Genomic DNA, 18,792 nt, shown 5'->3' with positions numbered 1-18,792 from the left:
TGTCAGTTTCCCTGTCGGGCCTCCAACAAAACCGGAGGCGATCATGAGTGCCGTTTGCCCTGCAAAAGAAATCCCCTCGGTGACGACTCCGGTACCGGTCAGGCCACTCCCTTTTTGGTAGGCAGCGCTGACTTCTTTCCAGTTCGAGAAGAGGGTTCCCAGGATTGTTCCGACGGTGACCGCCGCCGCTGTGAGCTTTTTTCCCCCTCCGGCAAGCCGGGAGAGACCAATCAGGGGGATCGCGAGATAAAATTGCGAGGCACCGGGTGTGGTTTGTGCGCAGTGAATGGTCGTCTTCACTGCTTCGAGAAATCCCCCTTCAGAAGGGGAATGGAGTCTTTCGGAAGTGATGGCAAACGCTGTCATCTACCCCCCACTATTGTCACCCCTCATCTCGCTCATTAAAAAGAAAAGTTGCTATAGACTCAGGACATTCGCCATCGAATATAGGCCGTTTGGTTTGCCGACGATCCACCGTGCGGCACGCAGGGCTCCGAGCGCGAAGGTATCGCGTGACTTGGCATTGTGAAGAATCTCCAAAAACTCCCCGGAACTTTCAAAGACAGTCTTATGGATGCCGACCACCTCCCCCTGCCGGATCGCCTCGATCGGGATCTTTTCTGGGGAAATCTTCATCGTCTCCGCAAGGACGCGGGCGATCTGCAAGGCGGTGCCGGACGGCTTGTCTTTTTTATAGATGTGGTGGATCTCGGTCACATTCACCTTAAACTCAGATCCCAGTTTCCGAGCCGCCTCACCAATAATCTTCCACATCACATTGACCCCGACACTCATGTTCGGAGAGAGGACGAACGGGAGTTTCTTGGCGAAGCTCTCGATCTGTTTCTTCTGTTCTTCTGTATGGCCGGTGGTCCCGATTACCGCCCGCTTTTTCGCCTTTGCGGCGAGTTCCAGATGGAGAATCGTGGCATCGGGATGTGAGAAGTCGATCAAGACATCCGCTTGGTCGATCGCCTCGACCACCTTGAACTCCTTGTCTTGAGAGGCACAGAAGAGAATTCGCCGTCCCATTTTTCCCGAGGCGCCCTTGATGAGAATTTTGATCATTAATGGGAATCTAGAGAGATCAGAGCGTGATGGCAACTTATTTTCAAAAAAACGCTTCCCCAATCGACTTTCATAGCGTAAAGGGGTTCATTAACGTCTTAAACATGTCCCGAAGAGTTCCACTTTTCATCTTACTGGTACTGGTGGTTTTTGCTGTTTCCTTTGGATTTTCGCGCGTCGTGCAGGCAGGAGTGCTCTCTTCCCTGGCGACGTTGGGCGCCAAAAGGGGGCTCGAGATTTACGATCAAAAAGAGAAGTACGATTCGATCCTCCCGATCTTCAAGCTTGAAGGGGACTACTACCGCCCCTTGAAGGATGCACAAGGTTTTCATGTCGGTTCGGAATTTGGGATGGCCTTCATTGGCGGTGAATTTGATTTTACTCGTCTCTATGAGACCAATCCCAATCACACCTTCGATATGCTCTCGGCACAACTTCTCTATCGGATGGCGCTGATTAAAGAGGCGCAGATGAATATCTCTGTCGGATGGAAGTTTCTCTGGGGAGATGCGAGGAATGGGGGGCCGGGGATCGGTGTACCGCTTTATTTCTTCCCGGCGAAACGATGGACGATCGAAATAAAACCTTACTTGCATTTTAATCAGGACATACCGGATGAGGAGAATATTGTTCTGGAGGATGGAACAATTCAAGACGATGATGTTCATGAGAGTACCTTTATGATCGATCTGCTGGCCGGGATTCGTTACAAATATAAGAGGGTCGGTTTTCGTGCCGATTATCGAATTGTTCATATCAAGGAAGAAAAGAACCCGTGGCATGGCCCTCAAGCCGGTCTCTTTTTTGAGTGGTAATGAAACGTTGTCTGTTTTTTCAAAATGATAAAATTATCTTTTTGATAAAAGACTCCTTCGCCAAGAGAAAAAAATCACTTTAAAATTCAAATAGTTATCTGCGTTAGTCTGAGGGGGTTATGGCGCTGAAGTTGCATACTCAAGGAGAGAAGATGCAGAGGTTACTCTTATCCTTACTAACCTTGGTCTTTTCCTTCCCTCTATGGGCGATTGATATTCCGAATCAGGCATCACAGAGCCAGATTCAGGAAAGAGTTATCCGAGGTTCCCAACCGACGATACAACTCAACACCTACAATCGGCTCAAGATTCCGCAGTTTCGTTTTGAGAAAATTACTCCGCCGGAAGAGGAGGAAACAGGAGGAGGAAGAGGCACGGATCTGCTTGGTTCCGATTCGGCAGAGATGGAAGGGACCTTCCGAATCAACAATGGGGGACTTGGTAATGGGGGGAATGAGAGTTTTTACTGTAGTGGCCAGGATGAGGTGATGGCATATCGACGGCTTCTCTCTTTGGGCAGAACCGGTTTTTCGGCCAACAATGGAGAGGGGAACAAGGGGAATTACAGCTTATTATGGGTTAATGACGGCTGTCGGACGCAGCAGGAATGTGGCGGGCTCCCGATAGACTCAAAAAGCTATCTGTTAGCCTCCCCCCTTTTTGCGACCAATTGTCACCCCCTCGGTAGAAAAGGGGTTTGGGATGATACGATGTTTGTGAACCCTCCGGGTGGTGGAATGACCTCACCCCTCTCCCAGGAGTTTCCTGCCTGGAAAGAGAGGAACAAGATCGACGATCAGTGTGGATTTCTCTTCGGACGGTATCTCGTGAATCAGATCAGCGGTGATGTCACGCCGGAGAATGCCGCAGGTCATCTCGATATCGCGATCAGTGGCCACTTGAATCACCTGGAGGCAAGTAGTCCGCGGTCTGTCGATGCCCCTTATGACTTCCAGCATCTGAAATGGGGTTTTGTCTGCCCGCAGATTTCTGCCCTCGGCAAATATCAATCCAATCCACTCTTTCGACGTACCTGGGGCGTTTCGGGAGTCCGGGGAGATGTTGGTGACGAATGGCGGGGTCATCATGAACTCCTGCTTCGTTCTGCTGTGAGTGATCTTGCGCGTGCGATTGCCGAAGGAAATTTCGGCGATCTCTCTCCAGATAATGGATCCAGCGCCGAGGAGCGTGAAATGGCTGATGTCATCATCAATGTCTGGAATATCTTGAAGACGATGGTCGATCAGGTCGCCTGGACCCCTTGCTCCGGATGGTCCTGTGCCGCTCAGAGATACTATTACCGTCTGCGTGGCCTCCCTCCACGGATTACGGTCAAGAGCTGTGATCGGATGGCCTGGGGTTCTATTGTCGAATACAATCATGACGACAACAAGCTCTGCATCCAATCCGACGTCGCGCATGACTGTCATAGCAAGAGGAGTCTTGGTTCCGCTGCCACGTATAATGTGCGTGGGAGTTTTGATGGCCACTGCTACGCCTCTTACGGCACATGGAGGGATGGCGGGATCTATGAGCGGGAGTGGGAGACAAATACCGGTTATGAGATCCGGGACAGTGGGACGGGGTTGATCCCGCGTGTTTCCGGGGAGGTACCTGCTTCGGGGTATAGTCCGATGATTAGTTCGCTGATCGCACACCAGTTGGTGCATGCCTATTTTCAACGCGTTCATGACTTGGGTCAGATGGGGGGCTGGCCTGAAAATCGAGAGGCGTTGAGGGAAGAGCAGTTAGCGGTCACGGCACAGGCGGCGGTCCTCTTCTATCTCGGTTACCTCCAATACGCGCCGACTGATTTTGAGTTGAAAAAAAACAACTTTGTTCTGAGCTACACGACAGCGGGTGGCAGTGTCCAATCCGTGGTGGAGGGACTTCGTCTCCTCTATCCAGCCGAATGTCGAGGCTATGGAGGGATCTATCTCGGCCCGCTCTGTCAAAATATGCGAAACATCATGAGGTCGCTTCGTCAGGGGCGGGTGGAGGATTCCCAGCTGGTCGCGATGCTTCATTCGATGGCCCCCCTGCTGCCCCATCCAAAAAAGATGACCTACAATGGGGAGGTACGTGATTTTGAGATACCGGCTACGACCTCCTGTGCGGCGCCTCCCCCGTATGCGGAACCGTTGATCCAGCGTGGGCAAGAGGAGACGATCAGACAGACAATCAATCCCGAGTTTGAAATCCAGATCGATTCGAGTCAGAGGCGTCGGATCGAAGAATGGAGGAGGAGGCGGTGAGGTTAGGAAGGTTGCTTATCTTTGGGTTTCTGTTTCTTTTGATCTCAGGCGATCTTTTGGCCATTGGAACCATTTTAGGACAAAACCAGAATCAAGCGATGCGAGATTCTCTACGAGAGAGAATGCCGGATTTTGGTGACCGGTTGCAGCTCAATCGCGAATCCCCTGAGGGGTGTCGTCGCGAAGAGGTTGTTTCGTCTCGACGAAACGATCCGATGCTGGATCTCCGATGTATTCGAACCATCTGTGGAGGTCATTTCTGGGGGGAATCGGCACTCGACAGTTGCTGTGAACGCCAGACCGTCACCGAGGAGCTGGAGGGGGGAATGACCCGTGAATACAGGAGATGTTACTATCGAGCGCCGAAGCAGCGTCGTGCGCGAGAGGAGTGGCAAGAGATCCCGTTTTTGATTCGAGGCCCCGTTGAACTCTGCGGCAATGACCTCTTGTCGCCGGATGAGATAGAGGGACTTCGACCCTCCTCGCTTCTCGACTCCCTCGTCTCGACCGCCTTTGCCTCTGAAGTTTTACGAATAGCGACCAGTGAATGGACGGAGGCTGAGCGTCGTGAGATGGCGACAGTTCTGAAGGAGGTTGGAAACCGGATCGATGAGGCGCTGAATACGGGGAATATCACAGAGGTGGGACCGGAGGGAAGTCTTATTCGGGAATATATCTATTCAACACTCTCCGTCGTCCGGTATCTCAGTCATACCCTTGTCCCATCAGACCCCGAGTTCCCATGCCCTGCAGATTGCTTGGGCAACCTCTGTCCGATGACCGACAACAACTTTTATCCCGTTTGGATTACGCCAGAGGTCCCTTGTTCTTCAGGTCATTGTATTCTCGGAGAGACGGATGCGCTGAATGTTATCGCAACAAACCAGGAATTTTCTGTTTCACGCCTTCCGGCGGCACGTGGAATTGTTGCCCAAAACTCTAGCCATGAGGCGGCACACGCCCTTTTTTATTACATCCATGGAAACTATACCTTTGATACGACGAATCCGGTTTATGATTTTGGTGGTTTTGAGAATATTCATACACAACTTGAAAACGAAATGACCGCAAGGGCGGTCGGGGCGATTGTCTATCACTTTCTCCCTGACGCGATACGGAACTCCCTACCGCCTCAGCACATCGATATCGGGACGAGGTTGGAGGCCCGTTATGAGCTCCTGCTCCATGATCCGTTGATCGGGCTTATGCAGCTGATCGAGCCGTACGCCCAAGGATACTATATTGTAAATTTTTACCGTCGACATCTTCTCGGTGCCGAATGGCAGCGAGTTGAGTCGTGTGTTGTCGATACACTCCTGGAGCATCCCGAATTGAATACGGCAGATCCGGTGATTTCGTCACAGCTTTTTGGAGAATGCATTGCGCGTCGTGTTGGGTCTCAGAATCTTCAGGATCTTATCCTGACCCTCATTAATCAGATCCTCGATAGCGGTGGTCCTGTCCGTCTCAGCTGTCTCGCGACGGCAGGTATCCCGCCTGAGGCCCCGATGGGACCATCACAACACCATCACGATATGGTTGGTTGTTCCGCGAGTTCGGATCCGTTCGGGGAAGAGGTCGCTTGCGATCCTCTGGAAGGAGATCCGCCGCCCGATGACAGTGACGGACCTGGGCAAGGGGATCGTACGGCACCCGGAGACGACACCGGTCGCGCGCCTGATTGTGTCACCTTTTATCAGAGATTTCAGACGGAGTCCCCCTCCTCGATCACGTCATCCTGCTACCAGTGGTGCTGGAACCATGCCCATACGAATCCGGGGCTTTGCCAATTGTTACGCGATAATGACGTCACTGCCGGTTGTTCCTTGTCGGGAGGGGATTCTCATTGCAACAATGCACTTGAGGATTCTTGCGTAGCCAATCCGAGGGAAGTCGGTTGTCTGGATCTTTGTGAAGCGGACTCCGGACGCGATCATTGCGATGATCTCTGCCGGCTGGAATATCACGACTACTGTTTTGATTTCTGTCGTGAGGCCCGGGAGGCGGGACGAACACCCCCTTCATTTTGTTTCGATGCTTGTGAATCGGCGGATATCGGCGCTGCCTTTTGTCATGAGTATTGTGAAGACGACGAAGATCCGGAGTTCTGTGGGAGGATCTGTCAGTCGTCGACATATGCCGATGAGGATTTTTGTCGAAGACGATGTTCCAATGCTGATTTTACATCCCATCCGAGCTGCCCCGGCGTTTGTGAGGCCCACGGTTGGACAGCTCGCAATAACGTTTGGTGGTGTAATGAGGCGTGTGAGGCCAATCCAGACACCAGCTACTGTCAGGAATATAATGCAGAGAGAGAGGAGATGGAGGAGGAGCGGAGACGGGCTGAGGAGGAAGCAGCGAGGAGGGAAGATGAAGGCGATGGTTGCTCTCGTGGATGGACTTATCGGAGAGGGTCGGTTCCGGTTACAAACGATGGCTGTTTCCCGTTTGTCGGCAATATAAAATGTTGTGGCAGCAATTGTGAACCGGATGGAGCGAACCAGGCCTGTACCGATACTGGCTGGTGTGGTTGTGATCCTGATCCGGATCTGTCGAGTTACTACAACAGCTGTCTCAGGCCTGATTCCAGTGATTGGGATGAAGCGATGCTTCTCGGGGATTCAGAGGATCTCTTCTATCACCATGCTGCTGGAGCGGAGTGTATTCGAGGTCTCGGTGCCGCATCGAATGACGAATGTGTCTGTGTTGGGGCTGGCTTGCCGATCTACTGCTATCCGAACAACTCGTCCATACCAGAAAGAGTCAGAGGTCGTTGTTGTTATGATACCGGTGCCTGTGTCACCAGAAGCAGCTTGGGGTTGCCATGAGAAAGATTCTTTTTTTGATATTTCTTTTTTCTTTTCTTCATGCGGGTGAGGATCTATTGCCACCCCACTATCGTGTCGATCAGAAGCTGAGTTCGGAATTCTCGAAGGGGACGAAGAATCTGGAGACGAAGGTTTACCTTTTGGATGATAACATGGAAGCGGTCTTGGAGCTTCTGGCATCAAAGGGTATTTCCCTCAGAAACAATTTGGAAGAAAAGAGGGAGGAACGGGTCAGTTTGAAGGGGCTCAAAAGCTTGAAGGTTTCGAGTGATTACCGAAGGTATTCGGGATGGAGGGAAGACGGAACATTTATTATTGTTGCGAGTCATTATTTTGATCCCGATGAGAAAAAATGGGTCAAAAAGACAAATCTGATTTTGATTGCCCAACCATCTCCAAAACCAACCCCTCAAAAAGCCCGGAAACGGTAAGGTTTTATTTGATTGATCTCTTTCCGGTTAAATGATTATTTCTATCCGCCTTGCGAAAGAAACTTTTATTTCCCCTTCTGTTCGTTGTCCTTCTCGTAGTTCCCTTACGCCTTGCCAGAGCCGATCTTGCCGAAGTCGCTGCCTGGTCCCTCTTGGGGGGTGCCGCACGGACCCTGGAGGTTCACGACCGAAAAGAACAATACGATTCAATCCTTCCGGTTTTTAAACTCGAGGCTGATTATCAGAGGCTCTTGCAGGATGTGCATGGAGTTCATGGTCTTGCGGAACTTGGGATCGCCTTTCTGGGAGGTGATGTCGAATTCACGCGCTATTTTGAAAGCAATCCGTCACAAGGTTTTGACATCTTTTCCGTTCACTTTCTCTACCGACTTGCCTTGATCAAGGAGGCCCAGCTCAATATCGCTGTCGGGTACAAGAAATTTTGGGGGGATGTGCAAAACGACTCGCTCGATATCGGTTTTCCGCTCTATTTATTCCCGGGGAAGAAGTGGACGATCGAGGCGAGGCCGTTTTTTTCGTTCATCAATCAAGACAATCCGATTGTTTACGATCTGCAGGGGGGGCTTCGTTACAAACACAAATACGTTGGGGTTCGAGGAGGCTACCGCTTTGTCCATGTGGCGAATCACGAATGGCATGGACCGCAGATCGGACTATTTTTTGAGTGGTGATAAATAGATAGTCAGGAGGGGAGATGTCGGGGGACATTAGACCTTCCCATTCGGGTAACGAGTCGAAGATTCGCGTTTCGGCACCGGCTCGGTTTACAGAAACGCCGTCCGAACCGACTCAGGCCGATCCTGTTACCGCGTCCCGTTTCTCACTCAATCCTTTTTCCCCTGAGGCATTTGATAGGAAATTTTATGCCTTTGAGGTGAAGGGAGAACTCTCACTTTCTTCTTTCTTTGGTCCCTGGCATACCGTGACACTGAACGGTCATCCCGAAGTCGAGGTTCCGTGGACAGATTCCTATCTCCTGGCGGAGTGGGAATCATTTCTTCTGGGTGCCGGTGCGAATCGTGAGGTGGATCGTTGGAGCGGTGACTCTCGTGTGACCTATTCATGGAAAGGGAAGAAGCTGATCGTTCTCTCGCATACAGAGGAATTTTTGACATTCGAGTTTTTTGATTCATCAGGGAAGAAGAGCCATGTCAGGAAGTTGACAAAACCGCTGAGACCACCTCTGAGGGTGGTGCCACCCAAGCCTGGGAAGAATTCTTCTGAATACACGCTGACGATTCATGGTTGGGATTTTAAGGTCATCGCTATTTTTCCTGAAGATTATGATGACGAAGAGAAGAGGGAGACCCTGAAAGATATTGGAGAGGCGCTTCAACGCCTTCCTCAGAGGAGGATTGGTCGCTATGCCTCATCGGTTGGTGCGGAAGTTCCGATAAAGATCATCATCACCACGAAGGAAAAGGCAAAGGAGCTCAAATTTTATCTGCACGGCGCCGGTGGTCTTTATTTCTCGGATCAGAATCATGGCTGGATTGATCTCGAGGCGGAGGATCATGCATTCCGTCGGACGACTCTTCATGAAATCGCAGGACATGGGGACGATGATATCCGTGCCCCCGATGACAATCCCGCCTATATGACCGATTCTCAGCGAAGCGCCCTCGCGGATTATTATGTCTGGAAACTCAGGCGCTGTCTTTCTTCAGAAGAGTTGGCGACTTACGCCAAGGCAAGCGAGATTTATCGCAATCGATTGCGTGATCCGGAGGCCTCTTCATTTGATCTCAAGATTCTGGAGAATGACCTTGATCCATTTCGAGAGAAGATTTCGCGCTGTTTTGTCTCTCCTTATGCTGTTGAGGGGTCTCGGGGTATCCCAAGCCAGCTTCGAGCCCCACGTGAAGACTATGCTGAGGTCGTTGAAAATTTTTTTGAGGTACTTGCAGGAGAAAATGGGAAAGTCCACGAGCCCCTTTTTACCCTCTTGGGTCTCGATTATCTGATGGATCAGTACCGTGTCGATTCGATTGGGCAGATACAACAGGGAGAGATTTTTTCGAAGGAAAGTTTTGAAACAGTCTTGGGGATTCATCTCGCTTTCGGAGAAGAAGTGGTGGCCGAAGTGGCGGAAGGAGGAGAAGAATTGTCTGGAGGCCGATGGATCCGTAATCGTACAGGCATCGTCGGGACAGTTCGCTTGGGTATTGGAGTGGCCAGGCAAGATATGACTGATCAAGATTCATTGGAGAAAGAAGCGGTCAGAATCGAAGCGCTTCCAGGGTATCGATGGAATCATTTCAGCGCAGGTCTTGTGATGGCACAAAACTTTTTTGGGGGCCATTCTGAGGAGAGTCGATCGGATATCGGTCTTTGGTCACAGCTTTTGAAAGAAAAGGGGAGCTTCGCCTTCTTCCTGGAAACAGAAGGTGGGGTAGGGTGGGCCCAATCGGAAGACGAGGAAGATAGCGCCGCCTATTGGTTGGGTGGAGGGGCAGGCCTCATGTTTCAGGGGTTTGCTTCTTTGACGGCTCAAGGCAGGCTTGTCCAGGGAGAAGACGACCTCCAAGGGGAGGTGGGGGCGATGATCGGTCTTGACCTCTATCATCTCCTGAACCGACTCGGGGGAATTGGTAAATAATTTATCAGCTAACTAATTGAAATATAAGTAAAATTTAACCATTCAAATTCGACTTGTAGCACAACTCATACCCCCCGAAGAGCCGATAATTATCTCTGGAGGACTCTATTTTGGGCGGCTCGATTGCAGACAGATTGAATCAGCTTCTGCAGGCCAATGGGGTTGATCCTTCTCGGATTCGGGTCTCCTCCTGCGATGAAAAAGAGGTCTGTTTGGTCGAGGCGGATCGGGACATAGGCGATCCTTGGCTAACAACATTTAAGACCGTCGACAGTCTCTCTGAATTTGTTTTTCAGCGGACCGGTTTTCAGCTCCCCGCCGGCGTGATTAATCCGCAGGCAAACAAGGTACTCTCCGATTGGTCGTCACGAGGCCTCTCGCTTTCCCCAGGTGATTTTGACAGACGAGCTTTTGCCTTTCATGTGAGGAATGATTCCTCAGTTCCTCCCTCCTTGAGCCCCTTTCATCAGGTGACACTCAAAGGTCACCCGGACCAGCATGTCCCGTGGACCGATCCCTATCTCTTGGCAGAATGGGAGTCATTCCTCTTAGCAAATGGTGTAACGCGCGCCGTTTACAAGGAAGATAATAAACTCACGACCGTCTATTTTTTTAAGGATGCCCCTTTGGTCGCTGTGACACAAACCGAGAACCAAGTTCGATTCCAATTTTATGATCAGAAAGGGAATGAAATTCTAGACAAGGTTTTTCATAAGCCAGAGAAGCCGGAAGTCGTCATTCACCAAATCGTGGATAACAGTTCTCCTCAGCCTGAGTTCTACCGGATCGGGGTCTTGGGTCATATTCTCACCGTTTTTGCCTTTTTCCCTGAAAGCTGTTCCCCCGATCAAAAAAAACAGATTCTCTTTCGAATCGGAGAGACGTTTCGAACCCTTCCTGCCTCTGAAATCGCCCACTATTTAAATCCGCCACCAGGGGAAGAAAAGGCGCTTCGTATCGTACTCGCGACTCGAGAGGAGGCGATGAAACGTGGGTTCATCTCTCAAGACTCTTCTAATACTGTTGCCGGAATTTATCATTCCGGCGAAAACTTTACTTGGCTTGGTTTGATCGGTGAGGGGGATCCCACTCTGAATTCGATCCTTCATGAGATCGGAGGTCATGCCGATGCTGACCTTCGTGTCCCAGAAAATTTAGTTGTCATTACCTCGCCCGACCAGAGTGCGCTGCGGGATTATTATGTCTGGAAGGTTCAGAAAGTGGCGACACCCGATCAGATCGCCGCCTATGAAGAGGCACTCCGGCTCTATAAGGAAATGAATAGCGAGCGAGATTTTAATGGTTTTGACTATGACCTTCTTGGGCAGGTTATTGACCGCTTTCATGAGGCAGCTTCCCGTCACTTTCTTTCCACTTACGCCCTCGCGGGGCCACGAGGGATACAGGATCAGGCGTTGGAGCCCCATGAGGACTACGCCGAGGTTCGAGCGATCTTTTTGGAGCTCTTGGCCCCTCAACAGCGCGGTGCGCAGCCGGTTTCGTTCCATGAACTTCGTAGCCGTGATCCCCTCATCGTCTTGATGGCCCTCGGTTATCTGATGGACGAGTATCAGGTCTCCGAAATTGGTGGGATAAAAAGGGAAGAGCTTTTTTCGGAAAAGGCGTTTCGAGAGGTTCTCGGGATCGACCTGAAGTCGATGAAAGGGAAGAAATTAGAGGTCGGTGATTTTCGACGGACGCCGGAGATGCGCTGGGTGCTGGACCGAAAGGGGCCCGTGCTCCATACACGCGTGGGATTTTCAGTGGGGGAGATGAATGATTACGGAAGACCGGTTCCGACGATCTCGGGTCCTGAATTTAGTCTCCGTCCCGGCTATCGATTCAGGAGTCAGGCGGTTGGAATTAAGTTGGAACAAGGTTTTTTTTCTAGCCGTCCAGTTTCACCTCCTTCTCCTTCGGATCCTGAGAGGCCATTTGCCTTTGGGTTACACGAAGAGATCGGTCTTTGGGGTCAGTTGATGAGGGAGAATAGAGGACGTGCTGGGGCGATGGTTTTGCTGGAGCCTACCGTTGGTTTCCGATCGCTTGACCCCGGAGTGGGGCCCAGAAGGAATGGCTTGTCGGTAGGGGGTGCGGTAGGTGCGGCGCTTCTGGATGGGGCATTTGGGTTATTCCTGAGCGGTGACTATTTTCAGGGGGGCGGTGTGAAGGGATGGAGAATTGGGATGGCGATAAACGTTGATCTTTACCACATGTTCATTAGGTAAATCAGATCAGGTGGTATTCCTTCAGGACCTTGATGAGACGCTCCCGATTTTCTTGTGATATCTCACAGAGCGGGAGTCGAAACTCTTCACGACATTTTCCCATCAAGGCGAGGGAGGTCTTGACCGGGACTGGATTTGTTTCGAAAAAGACCGCGGCATGGAGCGGCATCAGTTCTTCATGGACCTTCTTCGCCTCGTTCTTTTTCCCAGAGGCAAAAAGATCCCACATCTTCGCCATTCGTGAGGGGACAATATTCGCCGTGACGGAGATCGATCCGCAACCACCGAGTGCCAGAATGTCATAATTTTGGGCATCCTCTCCGGAGAGGACGGCAAATTCTGGCCCACAAAGATCGACGACTTTTTTGATCTGTTCGAGATTTCCGCACGCCTCCTTGATTCCGATGATGTTCGGTATCTTCGCAAGACGGGCGACTGTTTCCGGCAGGATGTTGACTGCCGTTCGGCCAGGGACATTATAAAGGAGGATCGGGAGGGCGACCGACTCGGCAATCGCCTTGAAGTGTCGATAGAGCCCCTCCTGGGTCGGTTTGTTATAGTAAGGTGCGACCTGAAGCGACCCATCGGCCCCTAGTTTCTCGGCATTTTTCGTGATCTGGATCGCCTCGGCGGTGGCGTTCGAGCCGGTCCCTGCCAATACCTTGACCCTGCCGGCAACCTGTTCGATCGTGATCTGGATCACACGGTCATGCTCCTCGTAGGAGAGAGTCGCCGCCTCACCGGTAGAGCCACACGGAACGATTGCATCGGTCCCCTCCGCAATCTGCCAATCGATCAGGGCGCGTAATGCCTTTTCATCGACCTTGCCGTCCTTAAATGGGGTGACGATGGCGACGATCGAGCCTTGAAAGGGATGTTTCATGGCGCTTCAACTCTCAAGAACTCCTTGAAAAAACAAGCATCTTTTTTGTCGTTCGACCGAAAACAGCGGTGTTAACTTATTATGGTACGCATCAACACCCAAGGTTCTCTGCTAGGGTTTTGTTTGAGGCATATTGCCGAGATCTCTATTGGTGCTGCTCTCGTGGGAGTGGCGGTGGCTCTTCCGACTTTAATCAAGCCAACTCGACCTTCTTCAAGACCCAAGCGATGCGATGCAGAAGGAGAAAAGGGGACAGTTCCTCAATCCTATTCCCGAGGGGATCCCCCTCGGGATTTTTTTGTTGGCATAGAGGGATTCAGAGATCTCCTCTGGTCTGCTGCTGTTCCGATCGCTTCATTACCTGAAGCGGTTCGAGGCAGTGAACCTTTTGCCGTCCAGATCTTCAGAAGAGACTATGAACCGCATGGGGATGAGTCTTTTGATCCATTAGATCAGCCCACAAATTCTGGCAGGATTCCTCCAGTCCCTCTGACCATTGAATTTTCTTACCCAGATGGGAGCAAAGGGTCGGCTCCTGTTCAATTATTTAGCGACCATGGGGTTCCACTGAAGCCAGATGAGATAGAGGGTTTAGCAGTTGGACTGACCTGTGGGGAATGGGCTTGCAAGTGGGGGGCCTATCTTCTCTATTCTCGCGAAGGTTCCGATCAACACCGCTTGCTGCTTTTTAATGGGTTTTTGGAGAGCGGTGGCATGGGAATTAAAGTTTGCCGTACGGAGCCTAATGATACCGTCTTCGAAGAAGACGGTGCCTACAGGTTTCGAAGCCCTGTTCCTAGCAATTATGATGGGACAGAATTTTTTCTTGTTCCGAAATCATCGGCAGGTATTAGCCAAAGTTTGAGGTTGCCTACTTTCTGCGATGTTTTAAGTTACTAAATCTCGATTTCCCTCCAGGAGTTTGACGTTCACCTTGCCACTTTCTATTTCCACTCAAGGCCAGCCTGTTTGAGTATTGCCTTCAGAAGGCCAGGGCCGATGATTTTTCCTGAATGGACAGGCACGGTAACCTTTTGTTTCGTTATTGGGTGGACAAAATGTTGATGAGATCCCTTGGAGTCGAAAGGTTCAAAACCATGACCTTTCAAGAATCGGATTAATTCCTTGGCCGTAAGGCGAGGAAGACGTGAGCTCAAGCAGGTAACTCGACAACCGTGTGGAATGTTCTTTCTTCGGTGGGAACAAATTCACCCTGTTTCTTAAGGGCACGTACATGAAGAAAGATGGCCTTTTTGACATTCTTCATTGCCTCTTCAACGGTGCGACCTTGAGAAAAGCAACCGGGCAATGCAGGGACGACCACATAATATCCTTCCCCATCTTCTTCAGGCATAACATCGATAGCAAAACGAAGAGCCATGATGCTTATATTAGCAAAATGGCTCCGAAAGAAAACAAGAAACTTTTCCCTAAAAAAACTGATAAGCGAGGTAATTAGTAGGGGGCTTGAGGAGGATACTTTATGAGGACAAGCGCGACACGTTTTTTTACCGCATTAGGTCTCACTGGTTTAGCGTCCGCACTGGCTGTTGGGGCATGGTTGCGGGCGCAGGCCCAGGCAGAACAGCGACTACGCGGAACGAAGAGGGTCTTTTTAGGTGAAAATCCTGGAGGGGATGTTTTTTTAATGGCCGAACAGAGTCGTTTGTTTCCCCCTTCTCTTGATGGTTTGAACGCGCTTCGCTTTGAGATAAGGGAGGGCGATGACGAGGCAATTTTGGTTGGTTTTACGAAAGAAGGAGGGAGACAGTTTTGGGAATATGTTCGGTTACCGATAGATTCGCTAACCGACTCTTGTCTCCCGATCAGTGGAATTGCACTCGTCACCTATTGTCCATCGGATTGGTCGGATGGATGTCTCTTCGGAGCTTATATTCTCACTAAGCCCAGAGATTCTCATCAGGTGCAATTTGATTCTTACTCCGGTATATTTAATGAGTCAGGTATTCGAATTTACTGTGAGGCTCGTCAAACAACAACTTTGGCAGACGAGGCAGAGGAGGAGTTTGTTTTTCGCGCCCCGAACCCACTTGAGGATCGAAGTGAGGAAGTGAAGGAAGAGGATAGAGGACTGGTTGTTGTTGGAACGGATACGGGGAGGACAGTAAAACTGAGTGCCCCAAAGCTTGTTTGCCCTGAGATGACCTACAATCCGCAAAACGATTAAATCTCGATTTCCCCTTTAAACACCGTCGCAGCAGTGCCGGTCATGTAGATGTGATTGTCAGAACGGCTCCATTCGATATCGAGACTCCCCCCCAGGAGTTTGACGTGAACCTTGTTTTCCGTCAGGTGGTTCAAGCGGCTCGCGACGACCGCGGCACAGGCGCCACTACCACAGGCGAGTGTCTCTCCGGCGCCCCGCTCCCAGGTCCTCATATGAATCTCTGACGAGGAATCGATTTCGACAAACTCGACGTTTGTTCTCTTCGGAAAAAGATAAAACCGCTCGAGCAAAGGACCCAGTTGCGTCACCGGATATTTCGGAAGGTCGTCGACAAAGAGGACACAATGGGGGTTTCCCATCGAGACGCAGGTCACACGGTATTCACGCCCCTCTAGCCGGATCGGTCGATTGATGACCCTCCCTTTTAGTTTCATCGGGATCAGATTTGCCTTCAGGATCGGTTCCCCCATATCCACTTCATAACGATCCTTTGAGAGGATCCGGATCTTCTGAATCCCGGCGAGGGTCTCAACTGTCAGCTCTTTTTTGGAGGTCAGTTTTTCATCGGTAACATACTTGGCGAGACATCGGATGCCGTTTCCGCACATCTCCACACAACTTCCGTCGGCATTATAGATCTCCATCATGAAATCGGCCTTCTTTGACTTTTTCACGATCAGCAGCTGATCGGCCCCGATCCCCTTTCGTCTGTCACAAAGGAGCCTTGAGTTTTTCTCCGGGTTGGGAAACTTCAGACGAATCCCGTTGATAAAAACAAAATCGTTCCCAATGCCATGCATTTTGACAAAATTGATTTTCATATATCAACCCTACACAAGAAATTTCGGGACATGTTCTCCTTTTAATAAATCCTTATATTCCTCACGTTGTCTCACCACGTAAAACTCATTGCCATGGACGAGGACCTCAGCAGCCCGCAGCCTGGAGTTGTAATTCGAGGCCATCGTGAACCCATACGCCCCTGCGCTCATGATGGAGAGGAGTTCATTGGCGGGTAAAACCGGAAGGGGACGATTTTCTGCGAAGAAATCCGCGGATTCACAGACCGGCCCGACGACATTGACCCTTTCTTTTCTTCCACCTCGTTTTTTGACCGGAAGGATTTCATGATAAGAACCGTAGAGGGCAGGACGGATCAGGTCATTCATCGCCGCATCGACGATCACGAAATTTTTGTTCCCCTGTTTTTTTCGATACAAAAGACGGGTCAACAAGATCCCTGCGTTTCCAGCGATCACCCGACCCGGTTCGAGGAGCAGTGTGATCCTCATATCCTTAAGCTCTTTCTTAAGCGCTCCGGCATATTGAGCTGGTGAAGGGGGGGTTTCATTTTTATACGGGATTCCGAGTCCGCCCCCTAAATCGATGTATTGAATGTCAAACCCCTTCTGTTTCAAAAGCTGGACGAAGTCCCGAAGTCTTCGGACGGTATCAATGAACGGTTTGAGTTGTGTGATTTGGGATCCAATGTGACAGCTGACCCCACGGATGATGAGGCTGTCGTATTTTTTAGAGGCCTCATATAACTTGAGGCTCTCTTTGATCTGGATCCCGAATTTACTTTTTTTGAGCCCTGTCGAGATATATGGGTGGGTTTTGGGATTGATATCAGGATTGACCCGGATCGCGACCGGGGCCCTCTGGCCGATCCTTTTGGCGACGTTTGCCAGTGTGAGCAGCTCATCCGCCGATTCGACATTGAAGAGAAGAATGTCGCTCCTCAAGGCGTATTCCATTTCGGCCTCTGTCTTTCCAACCCCCGAGTAGACGATGCGATGTGCTGGAACCCCGGCCGTCAAGGCGCGGAACAGCTCGCCTCCGGAGACGATGTCGACCCCTCCTCCCCATTTGGAGACCGCGCGCAGGAGCGCGATATTCGAGTTGGTCTTCATCGCGAAACAAGTGAGATGCGAAATCCCCTGAAAGGCGGCATCAAAAACACGGAAATGTCTTCCGAAGGTGGCAGAACTGTAGACATAAGTCGGTGTCCCGACCTCTTCGGCAATTTTTTGCAAGGGGACCTCTTCGCAATGAAGCTCGTTTTTTTTGTAGTGAAAGTGATGCATCAGGGGAGCCTTTCCTCGAGCCGTTTGATCTCTTTCAGGACAGTTTGTCGTGCGGTGCCCCCAGTGGTGCGTCTCAAGTTTACAGAAATCTCAGGCTTCAGGATCTGGTAAACCTCCTGATTAAAGGTTTTTGAGAAACGTCTGAAGTCGGCAAGTGACAATTCATGTAATTCTTTTTTCTTTTGAAGGGAAAAGAGGACAACCTTCGAGACGATTTCATGAGAGCTGCGGAAATCGACTCCTTTTTTGACGAGCCAATCGGCCAAATCGGTAGCGAGGAGGAAACTGTCTGATACCGCCCTCTGAAGCGCTGTTCGGTTCGGCTGGACCTTTGGCATCATCGCAGCGAGGATGTCGATACAGTTAATCACTGTCTCGAAAAGATCAAAGACCGCCTCTTTATCCTCCTGCATGTCTTTATTGTAGGCGAGCGGGAGTGATTTCATGACAGTGAGAAGAGAGATCAGATGACCATAAACACGACCGGTTTTCCCACGGATCAGTTCCAGGATATCGGGATTCTTTTTTTGTGGCATCATGGAGGAACCGGTACAGAATGAGTCGGGGAGATGGATGAAATTAAATTCAGTCGTCGACCAGAGGATCCATTCCTCAGCGAGGCGGGAGAGATGCATCATGAGAAGAGAGGAGAGTGAAGCGATCTCGATTGCGAAGTCTCGATCAGAAACGGCGTCCAGGCTGTTGTGGGATACCTCTGTAAACCCAAGGTCACGGGCGACCCCCTCTCGATCTACAGGGAATGCGGTCCCTGCGAGGGCTCCAGAGCCTAAGGGACTGATGTTGATGCGGCGAAAGACCTCAAGGATGCGAGTTCGATCCCTTTCCCACATCTCGATATAGGCCAGGAGGTGATGGGCAAAGCGGATCGGTTGAGCCCTTTGAAGATGGGTGTACCCTGGCATTAAGATATCGACTGTCTCTTTCGCCTTTTTAAGCGTTGCCCGTTCCAAGCCGACAAGGGAGTCGTGGAGTTCTTCTAGCCGGTCGCGACAGTAGAGACGAAAATCAAGGGCGACCTGATCGTTTCGACTCCGTCCTGTGTGAAGCTTTCCTCCAACTCGACCAATCTTTTTTATCAGCGCTGATTCGATATTCCGATGCACATCCTCAAGCTCTTCTTTGAACTGGAATTTTCCAGACTGAATATCGCGAACAACCGCATGGAGTCCCCCGGCAATTTTTTTTGCCTCTTTCTTGGAGAGGATTCCGGCCCGCGCAAGTCCACGCGCATGGGCCATGCTGCCTAATATATCGTAATAATAGAGCTTTTTGTCGAACTCCACCGATTGGGTAAAATCGAGGGCGAGGGGATCAAGTCCCTTTTCAAATCGCCCACTCCATTTCTTTTTTGCCATGTTTGCTCCTCGT

At 50.7% G+C, this 18,792-nt stretch carries 17 protein-coding genes; 9 read left to right on the top strand and 8 right to left on the bottom strand.

All coding sequences use genetic code 11. The features are described from left to right. On the bottom strand, positions 1 to 366 hold a 366-nt coding region (locus HYT76_07855), incomplete at its 3' end, for a hypothetical protein (protein MBI2083472.1). A gap of 51 nt (positions 367 to 417) precedes the next feature. Next, positions 418 to 1,068: a 4-hydroxy-tetrahydrodipicolinate reductase gene (gene dapB / locus HYT76_07850; protein MBI2083471.1), complete on the bottom strand. Its 651-nt coding sequence runs from the start codon at positions 1,066 to 1,068 to the stop codon at positions 418 to 420. 104 nt (positions 1,069 to 1,172) lie between these two features. Here dapB and HYT76_07845 point away from each other — a divergent pair, with 104 nt between their 5' ends. The 7 genes from HYT76_07845 to HYT76_07815 all read left to right on the top strand — a co-directional run bounded on the left by HYT76_07845 (position 1,173) and on the right by HYT76_07815 (position 12,245). Beyond that, a complete protein-coding gene (locus tag HYT76_07845) occupies positions 1,173 to 1,883 on the top strand; it encodes a hypothetical protein (protein MBI2083470.1) in 711 nt (236 codons plus the stop codon). A 119-nt stretch (positions 1,884 to 2,002) separates the two neighbouring features. Continuing rightward, a complete protein-coding gene (locus HYT76_07840) occupies positions 2,003 to 4,138 on the top strand; it encodes a hypothetical protein (protein MBI2083469.1) in 2,136 nt (711 codons plus the stop codon). Next, the gene (locus HYT76_07835) at positions 4,135 to 6,966 is read left to right on the top strand and encodes a hypothetical protein (protein ID MBI2083468.1); all 2,832 of its coding nucleotides are present in this window, start codon (positions 4,135 to 4,137) and stop codon (positions 6,964 to 6,966) included. The genes HYT76_07840 and HYT76_07835 overlap by 4 nt, the downstream gene beginning before the upstream one ends. Beyond that, entirely contained in the window at positions 6,963 to 7,397 is a 435-nt protein-coding gene (locus HYT76_07830; GenBank protein MBI2083467.1) for a hypothetical protein, read from the top strand. The genes HYT76_07835 and HYT76_07830 overlap by 4 nt, the downstream gene beginning before the upstream one ends. A gap of 50 nt (positions 7,398 to 7,447) precedes the next feature. Next, positions 7,448 to 8,089, top strand: coding sequence for a hypothetical protein (locus HYT76_07825; protein MBI2083466.1), 642 nt, complete (start codon positions 7,448 to 7,450; stop codon positions 8,087 to 8,089). Between the two features lie 23 nt (positions 8,090 to 8,112). Then, on the top strand, positions 8,113 to 10,017 hold the full coding sequence (locus tag HYT76_07820; protein ID MBI2083465.1) for a hypothetical protein: 1,905 nt from the start codon (positions 8,113 to 8,115) through the stop codon (positions 10,015 to 10,017). A 110-nt stretch (positions 10,018 to 10,127) separates the two neighbouring features. Beyond that, positions 10,128 to 12,245: a hypothetical protein gene (locus HYT76_07815; GenBank protein MBI2083464.1), complete on the top strand. Its 2,118-nt coding sequence runs from the start codon at positions 10,128 to 10,130 to the stop codon at positions 12,243 to 12,245. A 1-nt stretch (position 12,246) separates the two neighbouring features. Here HYT76_07815 and HYT76_07810 read toward each other — a convergent pair whose 3' ends face one another. Beyond that, positions 12,247 to 13,128: a 4-hydroxy-tetrahydrodipicolinate synthase gene (locus HYT76_07810; GenBank protein ID MBI2083463.1), complete on the bottom strand. Its 882-nt coding sequence runs from the start codon at positions 13,126 to 13,128 to the stop codon at positions 12,247 to 12,249. Positions 13,129 to 13,209: 81 nt separating this feature from the next. Between HYT76_07810 and HYT76_07805 the strand changes: the two genes are divergently transcribed. Then, entirely contained in the window at positions 13,210 to 14,028 is an 819-nt protein-coding gene (locus HYT76_07805) for a hypothetical protein (protein ID MBI2083462.1), read from the top strand. Between the two features lie 44 nt (positions 14,029 to 14,072). Here the strand turns inward: HYT76_07805 and HYT76_07800 are convergent, their stop codons facing one another. Then, complete coding sequence (locus tag HYT76_07800; GenBank protein MBI2083461.1) at positions 14,073 to 14,285, bottom strand: type II toxin-antitoxin system HicA family toxin; 213 nt, start codon at positions 14,283 to 14,285, stop codon at positions 14,073 to 14,075. Then, positions 14,282 to 14,509 (bottom strand): type II toxin-antitoxin system HicB family antitoxin, encoded by a 228-nt coding sequence (locus HYT76_07795; GenBank protein ID MBI2083460.1) that lies wholly within the window; start codon positions 14,507 to 14,509, stop codon positions 14,282 to 14,284. Before HYT76_07795 ends, HYT76_07800 begins: the two co-directional genes overlap by 4 nt. Positions 14,510 to 14,611: 102 nt before the next feature. On the opposite strand from HYT76_07795, the gene HYT76_07790 reads away from it, so the two are divergent. Next, positions 14,612 to 15,316 carry a hypothetical protein gene (locus tag HYT76_07790; protein MBI2083459.1) on the top strand — a complete coding sequence of 235 codons (705 nt, stop codon included), beginning with the start codon at positions 14,612 to 14,614 and terminating at the stop codon, positions 15,314 to 15,316. Here the strand turns inward: HYT76_07790 and HYT76_07785 are convergent. From HYT76_07785 to argH, 3 genes are read right to left on the bottom strand one after another with little or no spacing between them, the layout of a single operon-like run. Then, the gene (locus tag HYT76_07785) at positions 15,313 to 16,131 is read right to left on the bottom strand and encodes a diaminopimelate epimerase (protein ID MBI2083458.1); all 819 of its coding nucleotides are present in this window, start codon (positions 16,129 to 16,131) and stop codon (positions 15,313 to 15,315) included. The genes HYT76_07790 and HYT76_07785 overlap by 4 nt on opposite strands. 15 nt (positions 16,132 to 16,146) lie before the next feature. Next, the gene (gene lysA, locus HYT76_07780) at positions 16,147 to 17,403 is read right to left on the bottom strand and encodes a diaminopimelate decarboxylase (GenBank protein ID MBI2083457.1); all 1,257 of its coding nucleotides are present in this window, start codon (positions 17,401 to 17,403) and stop codon (positions 16,147 to 16,149) included. Continuing rightward, complete coding sequence (gene argH / locus HYT76_07775; protein MBI2083456.1) at positions 17,403 to 18,779, bottom strand: argininosuccinate lyase; 1,377 nt, start codon at positions 18,777 to 18,779, stop codon at positions 17,403 to 17,405. The genes lysA and argH overlap by 1 nt, the downstream gene beginning before the upstream one ends. Positions 18,780 to 18,792 lie beyond the last annotated feature (13 nt).

The sequence above is a fragment of the Deltaproteobacteria bacterium genome, from assembly GCA_016180845.1.
Classification (GTDB): Bacteria; UBA10199; UBA10199; order JACPAL01; family JACPAL01; genus JACPAK01.
The sequence above is the reverse complement of the archived record's forward strand: the minus strand, read 5'-3'. Positions and strand labels throughout refer to the sequence as shown.